The organism is Flavobacterium sp. 83, assembly GCF_000744835.1.
Lineage (GTDB): Bacteria > Bacteroidota > Bacteroidia > Flavobacteriales > Flavobacteriaceae > Flavobacterium.
Genome location: NZ_JQMS01000001.1, coordinates 2,976,410 through 2,990,469 on the forward strand (window position 1 = coordinate 2,976,410; position 14,060 = coordinate 2,990,469).

17 protein-coding genes are annotated in these 14,060 nt (G+C 35.0%); 11 read left to right on the forward strand and 6 right to left on the reverse strand.

Annotation, left to right across the window (positions count from 1 at the left end; translation table 11 throughout):
- Window positions 1-60: 60 nt before the first annotated feature.
- Window positions 61-984 (reverse strand): LysR family transcriptional regulator, encoded by a 924-nt coding sequence (locus T410_RS12980; protein ID WP_035672438.1) that lies wholly within the window; start codon window positions 982-984, stop codon window positions 61-63.
- A gap of 377 nt (window positions 985-1,361) precedes the next feature.
- Here T410_RS12980 and T410_RS12990 point away from each other — a divergent pair, with 377 nt between their 5' ends.
- The 7 genes from T410_RS12990 to T410_RS13020 all read left to right on the forward strand — a co-directional run bounded on the left by T410_RS12990 (window position 1,362) and on the right by T410_RS13020 (window position 7,484).
- Window positions 1,362-1,649, forward strand: coding sequence for a hypothetical protein (locus tag T410_RS12990; RefSeq protein ID WP_035672442.1), 288 nt, complete (start codon window positions 1,362-1,364; stop codon window positions 1,647-1,649).
- Window position 1,650: 1 nt separating this feature from the next.
- Window positions 1,651-2,487: a DUF6671 family protein gene (locus tag T410_RS12995; protein ID WP_035674542.1), complete on the forward strand. Its 837-nt coding sequence runs from the start codon at window positions 1,651-1,653 to the stop codon at window positions 2,485-2,487.
- A gap of 9 nt (window positions 2,488-2,496) precedes the next feature.
- Window positions 2,497-3,450 carry an L-threonylcarbamoyladenylate synthase gene (locus T410_RS13000; protein WP_035672445.1) on the forward strand — a complete coding sequence of 318 codons (954 nt, stop codon included), beginning with the start codon at window positions 2,497-2,499 and terminating at the stop codon, window positions 3,448-3,450.
- 3 nt (window positions 3,451-3,453) lie between these two features.
- Window positions 3,454-4,806: a dihydroorotase gene (locus tag T410_RS13005; protein ID WP_035672448.1), complete on the forward strand. Its 1,353-nt coding sequence runs from the start codon at window positions 3,454-3,456 to the stop codon at window positions 4,804-4,806.
- Window position 4,807: 1 nt separating this feature from the next.
- A complete protein-coding gene (gene bioD / locus T410_RS13010) occupies window positions 4,808-5,428 on the forward strand; it encodes a dethiobiotin synthase (protein ID WP_035672451.1) in 621 nt (206 codons plus the stop codon).
- A gap of 292 nt (window positions 5,429-5,720) precedes the next feature.
- On the forward strand, window positions 5,721-6,467 hold the full coding sequence (locus tag T410_RS13015; RefSeq protein ID WP_035672454.1) for a carbonic anhydrase family protein: 747 nt from the start codon (window positions 5,721-5,723) through the stop codon (window positions 6,465-6,467).
- Window positions 6,468-6,518: 51 nt separating this feature from the next.
- On the forward strand, window positions 6,519-7,484 hold the full coding sequence (locus tag T410_RS13020; RefSeq protein WP_035672456.1) for a sodium-dependent bicarbonate transport family permease: 966 nt from the start codon (window positions 6,519-6,521) through the stop codon (window positions 7,482-7,484).
- Window positions 7,485-7,524: 40 nt separating this feature from the next.
- Here the strand turns inward: T410_RS13020 and T410_RS17255 are convergent, their stop codons facing one another.
- The 5 genes from T410_RS17255 to T410_RS13045 all read right to left on the reverse strand — a co-directional run bounded on the left by T410_RS17255 (window position 7,525) and on the right by T410_RS13045 (window position 10,881).
- On the reverse strand, window positions 7,525-7,722 hold the full coding sequence (locus T410_RS17255) for a hypothetical protein (protein ID WP_051929419.1): 198 nt from the start codon (window positions 7,720-7,722) through the stop codon (window positions 7,525-7,527).
- A gap of 356 nt (window positions 7,723-8,078) precedes the next feature.
- Window positions 8,079-8,522: a DinB family protein gene (locus tag T410_RS13030; protein ID WP_035674545.1), complete on the reverse strand. Its 444-nt coding sequence runs from the start codon at window positions 8,520-8,522 to the stop codon at window positions 8,079-8,081.
- A gap of 8 nt (window positions 8,523-8,530) precedes the next feature.
- Window positions 8,531-9,400, reverse strand: coding sequence for a nucleoside phosphorylase (locus tag T410_RS13035; RefSeq protein WP_035672458.1), 870 nt, complete (start codon window positions 9,398-9,400; stop codon window positions 8,531-8,533).
- A 51-nt stretch (window positions 9,401-9,451) separates the two neighbouring features.
- A complete protein-coding gene (locus T410_RS13040) occupies window positions 9,452-9,781 on the reverse strand; it encodes a translation initiation factor (RefSeq protein WP_035672460.1) in 330 nt (109 codons plus the stop codon).
- Window positions 9,782-9,933: 152 nt separating this feature from the next.
- Window positions 9,934-10,881, reverse strand: coding sequence for an isopenicillin N synthase family oxygenase (locus T410_RS13045; protein ID WP_035672463.1), 948 nt, complete (start codon window positions 10,879-10,881; stop codon window positions 9,934-9,936).
- 228 nt (window positions 10,882-11,109) lie between these two features.
- Here T410_RS13045 and T410_RS13050 point away from each other — a divergent pair, with 228 nt between their 5' ends.
- From T410_RS13050 to T410_RS13065, 4 genes are read left to right on the forward strand one after another with little or no spacing between them, the layout of a single operon-like run.
- Window positions 11,110-11,877, forward strand: a complete 768-nt coding sequence (locus T410_RS13050) for a YHYH protein (RefSeq protein ID WP_035672465.1) — start codon at window positions 11,110-11,112, stop codon at window positions 11,875-11,877.
- Complete coding sequence (locus tag T410_RS13055; protein WP_035672469.1) at window positions 11,878-12,447, forward strand: toxin-antitoxin system YwqK family antitoxin; 570 nt, start codon at window positions 11,878-11,880, stop codon at window positions 12,445-12,447. It begins immediately after the preceding gene.
- Window positions 12,416-13,066 carry an SCO family protein gene (locus T410_RS13060; protein WP_035672471.1) on the forward strand — a complete coding sequence of 217 codons (651 nt, stop codon included), beginning with the start codon at window positions 12,416-12,418 and terminating at the stop codon, window positions 13,064-13,066. The genes T410_RS13055 and T410_RS13060 overlap by 32 nt, the downstream gene beginning before the upstream one ends.
- Before the next feature lie 12 nt (window positions 13,067-13,078).
- The gene (locus T410_RS13065; protein WP_035672473.1) at window positions 13,079-14,059 is read left to right on the forward strand and encodes a YHYH protein; all 981 of its coding nucleotides are present in this window, start codon (window positions 13,079-13,081) and stop codon (window positions 14,057-14,059) included.
- Window position 14,060: the final 1 nt, after the last annotated feature.

Genomic DNA, 14,060 nt, shown 5'->3' on the forward strand with positions numbered 1-14,060 from the left:
TTTTAAAAAAAATCTTAATACTCAAAGCTTAAAAGTAATCAATAATGCAAAAAATACTCATTAATATTTCTCATACCAATCGAATTTATCTTGGACGATATTTGATTTTTCTTTCTCTATATAGTTTAAAATAGCTTTTGCAATAGGTGAGTGCTTTTTCCCTTTAAGCCATATTAAACTCCAGTTGGTTGTAATAGGTAATCCTTTAACTGGAATTATTTGCAGTTCATTGTTGCGCAATTCGTTTTTTATACCAATTAAAGGCATAATCGAATAGCCCAAACCAGCTATTAATGCTTGTTTTACGGCTTCATTTGAAGTGAGTTCCATTTTATTCATTACCGAAATGGCATTTCTTTCAAAGAAACTTACCATGATTTGTCTTGTTCCAGAACCTTTTTCTCTAAAAATTAAAGGCAAATTTTCGAAAAGACTTTCTTCCTTGTCCCTCTTTTCGAAAATGATGTCGGTATTACCTACTAAATACAGTTTGTTTTGAAGCAGGTCTAATTTTTCTACATTGAGTTTGGAGGGCAAAATGGAAACCAGCGCAAAATCGACTTCGTTGTTTTCTAAACTCTCTATAACCCTGCTTTTATTTGTTACATCCATCAGCAACTCGATCCCCGAATGTTCTTTCATGAAATCGGCTAGAAAATAGGGCATGACATATTTTCCTGTCGAAACAATCGAAATTTTCAATTTCCCGGCCATTCGTCCTTTGTAGGCTAAAGTTTTATAGTTGATAGCATGCACTTGATTTATGATATTCTCGGCTGCCTCAGCAATTTCATGTCCAAAATCGGTGATGTAAATTTTCCTCCCAACAACCTCTGTCAAAGGAATATCAAACTGTTCCTGAAAATTCTTTAACTGGATAGATACCGCGGGCTGGGTTAGATGCAACTCCTCCGAAGCCTTTGTCACGCTTTGTGTTTTTACTATTTTCAGAAATATCTGAAGTTGATTTAAAGTATAATTCATAAATTAATCTAATACATTACATTACAAATATAAATAAAAATTTATGGATTTGAATTCGGAGTTTTGTGCTGTTAAATATAAAATTATTAAGAAAAATATAAAAAGTAGGAAAGCATTACTTTCTTTTAAAATGTTCATCTCGAAAAGTAAAAATACAAAAGATGGATCGTGCAAAAATCAACATGAAATAATTTAAACTAAATAGTATCAAATGAAAACAGTCGACATTAAATTTTTTGCAAGCGCAATATTGATGGTTCTTTTTTTTATAACCGCTTTAATGACAGGAGACGTTATATTTCAAAAATTGTTTCTTGCAATTTCAATAGTATCAGGACTAAAATTTCTTCAAATTTCTAATCATAAAATTATTATAGATGAAAACAACTGAGAAAATTATACTTATAAACGGTAATTTTTCACCAACTGAGGCAAAGGAACTATTGATGAATTTATTCATCAACAAAATCAATTTCCATCAAAACAAGAACTTCAGCTCACACGAGCGTTACGGAAAGGAAGACGAAACCGCAACAAGAAGAATACCCGAACTAAAAGAAAGTGTTGAAGTAATCTCCAGAATAGTAAATGAAGCAACAACACAAAACCTGAACATAGTCATAACATCAACCGTTAACATTCATTTTTCTAAAACGGATGAATGAAATGTTTAAAGGGAGAAAATTGCTAATTGCAACTAAACATGAAAAAGAAAAAGTAATTGCTCCAATTATAGCAAAGGAATTAGGTGTGAAATGCTTTGTAGTTCCAAATCTTGATACCGATGAACTCGGAACCTTTACCGGAGAAATTGAAAGGAAAGAGGATCCAATAACAACCGCCAAGAAAAAATGCCTTATGGCTATGGAGTTGACCAATTGTGACATGGCCATAGCAAGCGAAGGTTCTTTTGGTTCTCATCCATCCATTTTCTTTGCTCATGCCGATGATGAGTTTTTATTCTTTATCGATAAAAAAAATAATTTGGAAATCGTTACCAGAGAGTTAAGTCTGGATACCAATTTTAGTGGTGCTGTAATACATAGCAAACAAGAGTTGGATGAATTTGCCAAAACGGCAAAATTCCCTTCACACGCCTTGATTGCAAGGAAATCCATCGATGATTTTATCGAAATTGAAAAAGGCATCAGCGATTGGGGGAAATTAGTTGAGTTGTACAATCATTTCATCGAGTTATACGGATCTGTTTATATTGAAACCGATATGCGGGCAATGTACAATCCTTCACGTATGAAGGTTATTGAAAGCGCTGCTATAAAATTGGCCGATAAAATTAATTCCAGTTGTCCTAATTGCAATACCCCCGGTTTTGGGGTTACGGATGCCAAACGAGGTCTTCCTTGTGAATGGTGTCGTTTCCCAACCCGTTCCACTTTAAGTCACATCTATACCTGCCAAAAATGTTCTTATGTAAAAGAAGAATTGTATCCCAACCAAAAAGAATCTGAAGACCCTACGTACTGTGATAATTGTAATCCTTAAAAAGACTCCGTGACAACAACTAATATAACCAAAGCCGCGCAGGCTTTGATAAATGATGAGATAATAGCTATTCCCACCGAAACCGTTTATGGTTTGGCTGGAAATGCCTATAGCGAAAATGCAGTGAAAAAAATATTCGAATTAAAAAAGAGACCCTTTTACAACCCATTAATTGTACATATCAAGTCTACCGAATTTTTAGACAAGGTTGCCACTGATATTCCAGATATGGCCCGTAAGCTTGCCGACGAGTTTTGGCCGGGATCCTTAACGTTGGTTTTGAAAAAACAACCCCACATCCCAGACATCGTCACTGCTGGCAAAGAGACTGTTGCTGTAAGAGTGCCAAATCACCCAGTGGCTTTAGCACTTTTGGAGAAACTTGAATTCCCGCTGGCAGCACCAAGTGCCAATCCTTTCGGTTGTATCAGTCCTACAACTGCCACGCACGTTTCAAACTATTTCAAAGAGAATTTGGAAATTATATTGGATGGGGGAGCATGCCAAAACGGAATAGAATCTACAATCATTGGTTTCGAAAATAACCAACCAATTCTTTACCGGCACGGTTCAATTTCAGTAGAAAATATAGAACGAATCGTTGGAAAGGTCCTAATTACAACTAGCAAGGACTGCTCACCAGATGCTCCAGGAATGCTTTCGCGCCATTACGCTCCAAAGACCAATACCTATCTTACCGATAATGTAGCCGAGTTGATACCATCATTCTCTGGTAAAAAAATTGGATTGCTGTTGTTCAAGGATAAAATTACAGCTACCGAAAATATACTTCAAGAAGTGCTCTCCAAAAAAGGAGATCTAGCCGAAGCCGCAAAGAATTTATACGCCACAATGCACCGTTTAGACAAAAACAACTTGGACGTAATCATTGCAGAGCGATTTCCCAACAAAGGACTTGGAAAATCTATAAATGACCGATTGGAAAGAGCCATAAAAAAATAAAGAATGAAAACAATCATCCGAAACGCATCAATAGTAAATGAGGGGAGAATAATTATTGCCGATGTTTTGTTGAATAAAGATAGGATCGAAAAAATAGACGCTCAAATTGCCCTGCCGTCAAATACAAATTATGACGAAATTAATGCCGAAGGCCTTTACTTGATGCCTGGGATTATTGATGACCAAGTACATTTTCGTGATCCGGGTCTGACACACAAAGCGACAATCTATTCTGAATCAAAATCAGCAGTTGCAGGAGGAATTACGTCATTTATGGACATGCCTAATACAATTCCGAACACGCTGACCCAAAAATTATTAGAAGAAAAATATGCAATTGCATCCGGAACTTCATTAGCGAATTATTCCTTTTTCATGGGAATAAACAAGGACAATCTCGAAGAAGCTTTAAAAACGGATACCGAAAATGTTTGCGGTATAACCGATGATGGGCTATATTTTAACAACGATGATGGGATTTTAGCAAACTATCCTGATTTTCTCGAAGAGTTGTTTTCCAGAACCAATACCTTGATTGCCCTGCACAGCGAAGACGACTCAATCATTAAGAATAACACTCAAAAATACCGTTCTATCTACGGTCAAGATATTCCATTCAGATACCACCCACTAATAAGAAGTGAAGAAGCCTGTGTGGTAGCGACAAAACGAGTTCTGGAAATTGCAAAAAAACACAACAATCGCGTGCATATATACCATATTTCTACCCTCGAAGAAGCAAATTTGTTTGACAATACAATACCGCTCCGAGACAAGAGAGTAACTGCAGAAGCATGCATCCATCACCTTTGGTTTTCGGATGCAGATTATGAAAAGTTAGGATCGAAAATAAAATGGAATCCATCCGTAAAAACTGAAAAAGATAAAGACGGATTATTGGAAGCTTTATTGAATAACAAACTAGACATCATTGCAACAGACCATGCTCCCCATACGATTGTGGAAAAAGGTGGCAATTATTTTGAAGCTTTATCAGGTGGTCCGTTAGTGCAGCATGCTTTACCTGTCATGTTAGAATTATACCACAAAGACAAAATTAGTTTAGAAAAAATAGTCGAAAAAATGTGCCACAATGTAGCCGAAATTTATCGTTTAAAAGAGCGTGGCTATATACGAGAAGGGTATTATGCTGATTTGATTTTGGTTGATTTGAATAATCTTTGGGTCGTAAGTACCAAAAACATTCTTTATAAATGCAAGTGGTCTCCATTCGAAAATCAATCGTTTCAAAGCAGTATTCTAAAGACATTTGTTAATGGGAAACTTGTTTTCGATAACGGTGTTTTTAATGAAAGTAGCTATGGAAAAAGATTGAAATTTGAAAAATACAGATAGAATGAAAAGAATATTTATTACAGGAATTGGAACAAACATTGGAAAAACAGTAGTATCTGCAATTGTGACCGAATATTTAAATGCAGATTATTGGAAACCAATTCAATCTGGCGATTTGATGGATTCGGATACAATGAAGGTTAAAACACTGATTTCTAACAACAAATCTGTTTTTCATCCCGAAAAGTATAGATTGTCGCAACCCTTGTCTCCCCATGCCGCTGCCAAAAGAGATGGAGTCGCAATTAAACTGGAAGATTTCATACTTCCTGAGACAGAAAATCATCTGGTAATTGAAGGAGCAGGAGGGCTAATGGTACCTTTAAATAACGAGATTTTGATAGCCGATTTAATTCAACATCTCAATGCTAGTGTATTATTGGTATCGCAAAATTATTTAGGAAGTATAAACCATACTTTGCTTACCATCCAGGAATTAAAACGTAGAAATATTACAATTATCGGAATTGTTATTAATGGGGAATCCACTCCCGAAACAGAAGCGTTTGTCATGCAATATTCTAATTTGCCAATTATATTCAGGGTTGAAAATGAGTCTTCTATAGACCAAAATACAGTTTTGAAATACGCCGAAAAACTAAATTTTGATGGTATTTTTTAAGTATAATTTATACTTCCTATAAAATTATTCCAAAACGATAAGCTCTTTTTCGAAGATTTCAATTTACTAAATAGCCATTTAGCACTTTAAACAACATATACAATTAGTGTTGCCCAATTCATTTTCTATGTGCTTATTTAATACTAATGTATTCATGAAATATTGTAGTAATCAAGAATTGGTTAATTTATTATTCATAAAAAAACATTATGTTTTACATCAAATATATAAATGAAAATTTATCAATTTTAGTTAGCACATTTGCAATGGCAAATTTTAAATCAAACAAATTATGAAAATGTTACAAGTTGCAACCTTAGTTTTATTACTACAATTGTTTCCATCATGTAAATCGAATTCAAGCAAGATTTCAAATGATGACAATAAATCTTTTACAGCACCCTACAAACATCAACATGTGCTGACTAAAGCAGAACAGGATCAATTATCTCCCGATCAGGTTTTACTTGAATTCAAAGAAGGCAACCAACGCTTTAAAAGCGGTAATGTAACGCAACGTGAGCATTCTGACGAAATTAGAAAAATTGCAACGGGAGGTCAATACCCAAAGGCGATGGTTTTAAGTTGTCTGGATAGCAGAGTGCCCGTGGAAGATGTCTTTGACCAGGGAATTGGAGACGTATTTGTGGGCAGGGTAGCGGGTAATTTTGCAAACACGGACCTTTTGGGGAGTATGGAATTTGCTTGTAAAGTAGCTGGGGCAAAACTAATATTGGTAATGGGTCATCAACACTGTGGAGCGGTAAAAAGCGCAATAGATGATGTGAAGTTAGGAAATATTACCTCAATGCTCACAAACATAAAGCCAGCAGTTGAGATGAGTAAAGATTTTCACGGCGAAAAATCATCCAAAAATGAATTCTTTGTCAAAGAAGTTGCTTACAACAATGTACGTCATACCATTAGTGAGATAAGAGCCAAAAGTGAAATATTAAAAACAATGGAAAGTAAAGGGGAAATAAAAATTGTGGGAGCCTTTTACACACTCAGAACTGGTGAGTTGGATTTTGTAGAATAACTATATTTTAAATCGATAGCAATAACTAAATAATAAATTAACACAAAAATCATGAACTTAAATCTATTACTAGAGAACCTAACCAATCCAGCACTGCTTTTTTTTGTACTTGGCGTGATTGCCGTACTTCTAAAAAGTGATTTGGAAATACCACCCAATACGTCAAAATTCATATCACTTTACTTGCTGTTTGCCATTGGGTTTAAGGGAGGACAAGAGTTGTCGCATGAAGAATTCTCTAGTGAAATTGCCTTGTCTATGCTCTTTGGAATCATGATTTCGATGCTAATACCATTGTACACCTTTTTCATCCTAAAAAGAAAACTCAGTGTTTATGATGCTGGAGCCATTGCGGCAGCCTACGGCTCTGTAAGTGCCGTAACCTTTGTCACGGCGGTTTCCTATCTCGAATCACTGCAATTGACCCTTCACGGACACATGGTAGCCATAATGGCTTTGATGGAATCGCCTGCCATTATCATTGGACTGGTCCTGATATCGATATTCAATAAAGATCAGTCTACTAATAAAATAAAATTCAGTGCTGTCCTAAAACACTCTTTGACCAATAGCAGTGTATTGCTAATCCTTGGTAGTTTGGTAATCGGTTTTTTGGCCAGTACTAAACAGGCTGAGGGAATCAAGCCCTTTACTAACGACCTTTTCAAAGGATTCTTAGCTATTTTTCTTCTGGATATGGGAGTAACAAGTGGTAGAAAACTAAAATCCTTCTTCTCTTTCGGATGGTTTCCTTTCCTTTTCGCAATGATTATTCCTTTGGTCAACGGCTGTATGTTCGCCGTATTAAGTTCCTTTGTCACCGATGATGTCACCAACCGATTCATCTTTGCCGTACTAGCAGCAAGTGCTTCCTATATCGCCGTTCCCGCAGCAATGCAAATTTCGGTTCCCAAGTCAAATCCCGGTCTGTATTTGCCCATGGCACTTGCGGTAACATTTCCGGTAAACATCACTATAGGAATGCCGATTTACTTTCTAATTGTTCAGTATTTTTAATAATAGACTTATACTTTTAAAAAACACAAGAAAAGTTATTTTATAGATATCCTTGAGATAAATATGTAATGTATTCTTCTCTGAAAGCCCGCAATTGTTCAAAACCTATAGTAGCATTTGAGTCCGACAACCACTTTTTTATAAAATTTTTATGAAATTTGATTTTGAACTCTCCAACTTGGTAGGGTTCAATTTCAATTTCTTCCAATAAATCCTTTTCGATTTTGGATTTGTGCAATCTATACGAACGTCATCAATTTTTAAATAGCAATGGGCTTCTGAGATGAAATCAATGTTATTATTTAGTATGGTTCCAATTTTAGTATTGATTTCGTTCATATTATGGATTCCAATAATGAGTTTTACGTTTGGAATCGAATTTAGATTAGCCACTTCTTTTAGGAATGCGTTTTTGAACCTGCATATTCCTTTGTTTTCTTTTAAAACCAACGACAAATCTTCTCGATTAGCATTTCGTCCCTAGGGAATATTTTTGACATAAATCAATAAATCTTCCTAAGAATCAATTTCTGAATTTTGAATTTGTTGAGTGAGATTGTCGGATGAACAAAGCAAGGTAGAAATCATTTAATCTTAATTTAAAATTTGATTAATATGGTATTCTAAATGTTGAACATAATCAGTCATTAAAAACTTCAAATCAATTACAGATTGATCACTCAAAATAATTTGATAATCAAGTGCTTTATCATCAATATTTTTAAAAACTCTAATGATTTGCTTATTTAGCGAAAGCCAAAGCTGTACTAATTCGTCGGTATCCATTGTTTGATATTGATTTAAATTAACTAAATCAATTTGACTATAGGGTCTGTGGTGATAAGGCTTTTCTACATAATTTATTTCGGTAAAGCGTACTAAATTATTTATTGCTGAATCAATTAAATGGCCTAGAATTTCTTTTTTAGACCATTTGTTTTCAGAAGGTTTAAATTTTATAACGACGTCACTCACGCTATTAAAATACCTACATGCACTTAATAAAAGTGCTTCTGTTTTTTCAACTTGTAATTCCATATACTGCATTAATTTTTAGCCAATTTCTCTAACGTATATGTAATCAATTTATCTACGGCTTTATAAGGATCACTGCTGAAAGTTCCATTGGCACGATTGGCAATAATGGCATTCAGCGACAGCGCCTGATGCCCTAAAAGAGCCGAAAGTCCATAAATAGCAGCAGTTTCCATTTCTAAATTGGTGATTTGGTTGTCACCAAATTTAAAATTATCCATTTTAGAATTCAGTGCTTCATCTTGAATATTTAGACGCAGCACACGTCCTTGCGGACCATAAAAACCTCCGGCAGTTGCTGTAATTCCTTTATGTATTTTGTTGCTTTCAATCATTTTTTCCAATTTTTCGGAACAAGCTATTACATAAGGTTTTCCTTTTCGTAAATCCCAATTGGTGTGTTTTACAAAAGCTTCTTCCATTTCAAGATTTGAAACTTCGTCAATCAAATAGGAGCGGAGCATGTTGTCCAAGCCTAATCCAAATTTAGACATGACAAAACTATCCACTGGAATATCCGCTTGTAAAGAACCCGAAGTTCCAATTCGGATGATGTTTAAAGAAGTTAGATTCTCTTTTGGTTTTCTGGTTTTCAAATCAATATTGACCAAAGCATCCAATTCGTTCATGACAATATCAATATTATCTGGACCAATTCCCGTTGACATCACAGTAATTCTTTTGCCTTTGAAAATTCCGGTTTGGGTTTTGAATTCTCTTTTTTGAGCAGAAAATTCGATGTTGTCAAAAAACTGTGTAATTTTTTCGACGCGATTTTGATCCCCTACAAAGATGATATCATGCGCAATATGTTCCGGTTTTAAATTCAGATGATATACACTACCATCCGGATTTAATATTAACTCTGATGATTGTATCATTGTTTTTCGTATATAATTTAAGGTTTAAAGTTTCTCAAATAACAACGTTTTCTAGCCTCCAACACGTTTTACTTTAAATCCTTTTTCTTTTAAAATAGTCATTATTTTATCGCGATAATCACCTTGAATAATGATAGAATCATCTTTGAAAGTGCCGCCAACACTCAATTTGGTTTTGATTTCTTTGGCCAGAATTTTAAAATCCTCGTCTGTTCCTTCGTAACCTTCAATTATAGTGGTAGCTTTTCCTTTTCGTTTTTCGAATTTGCAAATCATAGGTTCTTTTTGAACGTATAATTCGTGTGCTACTTCTTCAATAGCTTCTTCCGGCGATGGTTCATGATCTGGAAAAAGGTTTTTTAATTGGTCTTTTAAGTCCATTTTTTTTAAAATTAATTGATTTATTAAACCATTAAGAAGTTAAGAAAATTAAGTTTTTACTATTCTTAATGTATCTTAATTTCTTAATGGTAAAAAAACAAAAGACATCAAGCAAACTCGATGTCTTTCTTGAACTATAAATTTAAGTTTTATTATTTAATAAGTCCCAAATCTACTAAACGTTCGTATAAATAAGCTCCTGCAGTAATATCTTCGAATTTTTTTGGATTTTCTGCATCAATGCAATTTTCCAAACAATCCAATTTCATATCACTTACGGGATGCATAAAAAATGGAATAGAATATCGTGAAGTTCCCCATAATTCTCTCGGTGGATTTACCACTTGATGAATCGTAGATTTCAATTTGTTATTAGTATGACGCGATAACATATCGCCCACATTAATTACCAATTCGTCGGGTTCAGCAATGGCATCAATCCATTCACCATCATGATTTTGAACTTGTAATCCTCTTCCTTGTGCTCCCATCAATAAAGTAATTAGGTTGATGTCACCATGAGCCGCAGCACGAATCGCATTGGCTGGCTCAGAAGTAATAGGAGGGTAATGAATAGGTCTTAAGATTGAATTCCCTTCTTTGGCATATTGGTCAAAATAAAATTCATCTAAACCAAGATGCAAAGCCAAAGCTCTCAGGACATAAACGCCTGTTTTCTCGAGCATTTGATAGGCTTCTTTACCTACCACATTAAAACGGGGTAATTCTTTTACTTCAACATTTTCAGGGTATTCTGAAGCATATTTTGAATCATCGGCTACATATTGTCCAAAGTGCCAAAATTCTTTCAAATCGCCTTCTTTTCTGCCTTTGGCGTGCTCTGTTCCAAAAGAAACATAGCCTCTTTGTCCTCCAATTCCAGGAATTTCATAACTGCGCTTTGTTTCTAATGGCAAAGCGAAAAAATTTCTGATTTGATCATACAATTCATCAACCAACTGGTCGTCTAAAAAATGCCCTTTGAGTGCTACGAAGCCAATATCTTCAAATGCACTTCCGATTTCATTTACAAATTTTTGTTTACGTTTCGGGTTGTCCGAAAGGAAATCACGCAAGTCAACACTAGGAATGTTTTGCATAGTATAATTTAATTTAAACTTAAAAGGATATTAATCCTCCAACCAACAAATATAAAGAATAAATTTAATTTAGGATTCCAAAATTTAGAAACAAAAAAACATATATTATTCAGAAACTATTATTTGATTTTTTTACAACTCAACACGATTTTTCTACAACTCAACAGAAAGTGATTTTTCAAAAGTTATTACAAGAAATACTTTTGTAAAAACTTTAAAAAGACAAGTATGAAAAATTTAAAAATCAGTGCTTTGGTAGTTATCGGAATTGTTATTGGTAGCATCATAAGTTGTAGCAATAATGATAGCTCAAACACAACAACAGCAGCAACAGATGTCCCAGCTGTTTATAAAAAAATATACGGAACGACCAGTATAACCAGTGACGGAACCTATATTTACATCAAAACAAAAGATTTACCGGACCACAAAAGCGCTTATTATCCAACAACAAATGCTTTGTATGAGGCTTATTCCGGAACAACGTTTGGAGGAAACACTTTTGTTAAAAATCCAAATTCAATAATTGAACAAACGGCTACATTGAAAACACCCTTAAATCCTGTCGTGGCGTCAACTCACGCTGCTACTCCTTTGGGAGCAATTGGTATTGCCATAAATGGAGTTGCTTTTTTCAATCAATATGCGGGACCTAACAATCAAGTTTTGGCTGGAGAAATTGCCACTTTCGACAAGTATTACGGACATCCGCAAAATCAAGGAGTGTATCATTACCACGTAGAGCCTTTGTATTTAACCACTGTAAAATCGACCAAATCAGGCTTGATGGGTTTTTTATTGGATGGTTTTCCAGTTTATGGCCCACAGGAAGAGAACGGTACAGTAGTTACCAATGCAGCTTTAGATGTTTATCACGGTCACACACACGCAACGGTTGATTATCCAAATGGCATATATCATTATCATTTTACCGATGAAGCTCCTTATCTCAACGGAAACGGATTTTACGGAACGCCCGGAACTATTTCGCAGTAGATGAAATTTTTAAAAATTTATGTTTTAGCGCTTTTGGTTTGTTCTTGTTCCAAGAAGGAGTCAAAAGCTCCTAAAACATATAGCCTAAAATCATCCACAGAAATTACGGTTTTAAATGATGTTGTCTATTTGAACAAAGAAAAATATTCGGGTTTTCTATTTGAATTGTATCCCAATCAAGATACTATTTCCTCGGAAGGTTTTATTAATGGTCAATTGAGTGGGATTTGTAAAAAATGGTATCCCAACAAAAAGCTACTAGAAGTACGCATATACGCTGGTGGAAAAAAGAATGGAAAACAAGTGGCTTTTTGGGAAAATGGAAACAAACGGTTTGAATTTATGGCCGAAAATGATGCGTATGAAGGCGAATTGAGCGAATGGACCTTTGATGGAAAATTAACTCATTTGGCCCATTTCAAAGACGGTCAGGAAGATGGAAGTCAAAAATTATGGTATGACAATGGCAAAATCAGAGCCAACTATGTAATTGTTAAAGGAAAAAGATATGGTTTATTGGGAACTAAAAATTGTAAAAATGTATCGGATAGTATTTTTGTTGTTAAGTAGTTTGTTGTTAGTTAGTTGTTTGGATAAAAAAGCGGAAGCCATAGGTTTGCCCTATTATAACGAACCTGATTTTACACCAATATTCATTACCGATACATCCGAAGTGGAATCAAAAATAAAACACACCATTGCCGATTTTTCTTTTTTGGACCAAGACAGCACTTTGATTTCTCAAAAAAACATTAAAGGCAAAATTCATATTGCCAATTTTATTTTCACGACCTGTGGCAGCATTTGTCCAAAAATGACTACCAACTTAAAAATTGTAAACGATAGTTTAAAAAGCCATTCCGATATTGTTTTACTCTCCTATTCGGTCACGCCTTGGATTGACACACCAAATGTTTTAAAGAAATACAAAGCCAGAAATGAAATAACGAATCCGAATTGGCATTTCCTGACGGGTTCTAAAAATGATATTTATAAATTGGCTCGCACATCCTATTTTGCCGAGGAAGATATCGGTTTTAGCAAAGACAGCAGCGAATTTCTTCATACAGAACATTTTATTTTGGTAGACAAAAACAAAAGAATAAGAGGTATTTACAACGGTACTTTAGCACTAGAAATGCAACAAATGATAGACGATATTAAAACTTTAGAAAACAAAAACAAATAAAAATAATTAAAAATGAAAAATAAAAAATTCAAAATCGAGAAATTAGCAGTCCTATTGGCACTAGTCTTGGGTACTTTCGGATGCAGCAAAGACAATGAAAATATAGTTGACACCTCGGTTGGAACAATTATAAAAGTAAAATCGGATAATTTTCTTTCTGCTGGATTATCAGAGCCCATAACCATAGTTTCCAAAACACTTTCAAATGGAACCACTGTGGATTGTTATAAAATAGTAAGCAAAGGTACCCCTACAGATCATCCCATGGGACCTTGGTGTCCTACAAATATTTCGGATGATTCCTCTGCTGGTGGAATTTGGTTAAAAGACGGAAAAGTATATGATGTTGATGGCGCATTTATAAAAAATTTAGCTACTTTTTTTTCGGACTCTACCTGGATGATGTATGATAGCAGTACTGGTACGGTAATTAAAACCAAAACCCAAGCAGATTGCCAGGCTGCAGCAAACCCAAATGTAGGTGTAGAATACAAAAATTTTTGTGTGGAGTGTTTACCTTCCTACGTTGCTAGTTTAACTCAAACCTATTATATCCCAGTAAGTCCAGTGAAACTAACTAATTCCGTACAATTCGGAGGGGGACCACAATCTACTGGACCTAGTGTAAGAGGAATTGCTTTTAACGGAGTTCGATTTGATGCTCCAGCACCAGTTGACCGCATCTTAGGAGCATATACACTAGCGCCATTTGACGATGCTGGAGGACATATCAATTTGGGTGCGGGTTACCATTATCATGCAGCCAATGGAAAATCGAAAGAAATTGCTCAAACCGATGGACATGCACCCATGATTGGTTATGCCATAGATGGACATGGATTGTTTGCGAGACTAGATACAAAAGGGGCTGAATCCACTGATTTAGATGAATGTAGAGGGCATACTGATGCTGTTAGAGGATACCATTATCATGTTGATACTGCAGGTGCAAATAATTTTATCAACTGTTTAAAAGGAGCTTATGTCAACTAAT

What these genes read in the sequence shown, in the direction of transcription:
- T410_RS13045 (WP_035672463.1), bottom strand. Translation starts at nt 10,881, where the DNA reads ATGCAAAACATTCCTAGTGTTGACTTGCGTGATTTCCTTTCGGACAAC.
- bioD (WP_035672451.1), top strand. Translation starts at nt 4,808, where the DNA reads ATGAAAAGAATATTTATTACAGGAATTGGAACAAACATTGGAAAAACA.
- T410_RS13065 (WP_035672473.1), top strand. Translation starts at nt 13,079, where the DNA reads ATGAAAAATAAAAAATTCAAAATCGAGAAATTAGCAGTCCTATTGGCA.
- T410_RS13020 (WP_035672456.1), top strand. Translation starts at nt 6,519, where the DNA reads ATGAACTTAAATCTATTACTAGAGAACCTAACCAATCCAGCACTGCTT.
- T410_RS13030 (WP_035674545.1), bottom strand. Translation starts at nt 8,522, where the DNA reads ATGGAATTACAAGTTGAAAAAACAGAAGCACTTTTATTAAGTGCATGT.
- T410_RS13005 (WP_035672448.1), top strand. Translation starts at nt 3,454, where the DNA reads ATGAAAACAATCATCCGAAACGCATCAATAGTAAATGAGGGGAGAATA.
- T410_RS13015 (WP_035672454.1), top strand. Translation starts at nt 5,721, where the DNA reads ATGAAAATGTTACAAGTTGCAACCTTAGTTTTATTACTACAATTGTTT.
- T410_RS12990 (WP_035672442.1), top strand. Translation starts at nt 1,362, where the DNA reads ATGAAAACAACTGAGAAAATTATACTTATAAACGGTAATTTTTCACCA.
- T410_RS13050 (WP_035672465.1), top strand. Translation starts at nt 11,110, where the DNA reads ATGAAAAATTTAAAAATCAGTGCTTTGGTAGTTATCGGAATTGTTATT.
- T410_RS12995 (WP_035674542.1), top strand. Translation starts at nt 1,651, where the DNA reads ATGTTTAAAGGGAGAAAATTGCTAATTGCAACTAAACATGAAAAAGAA.
- T410_RS13060 (WP_035672471.1), top strand. Translation starts at nt 12,416, where the DNA reads ATGTATCGGATAGTATTTTTGTTGTTAAGTAGTTTGTTGTTAGTTAGT.
- T410_RS12980 (WP_035672438.1), bottom strand. Translation starts at nt 984, where the DNA reads ATGAATTATACTTTAAATCAACTTCAGATATTTCTGAAAATAGTAAAA.
- T410_RS13040 (WP_035672460.1), bottom strand. Translation starts at nt 9,781, where the DNA reads ATGGACTTAAAAGACCAATTAAAAAACCTTTTTCCAGATCATGAACCA.
- T410_RS13055 (WP_035672469.1), top strand. Translation starts at nt 11,878, where the DNA reads ATGAAATTTTTAAAAATTTATGTTTTAGCGCTTTTGGTTTGTTCTTGT.
- T410_RS13035 (WP_035672458.1), bottom strand. Translation starts at nt 9,400, where the DNA reads ATGATACAATCATCAGAGTTAATATTAAATCCGGATGGTAGTGTATAT.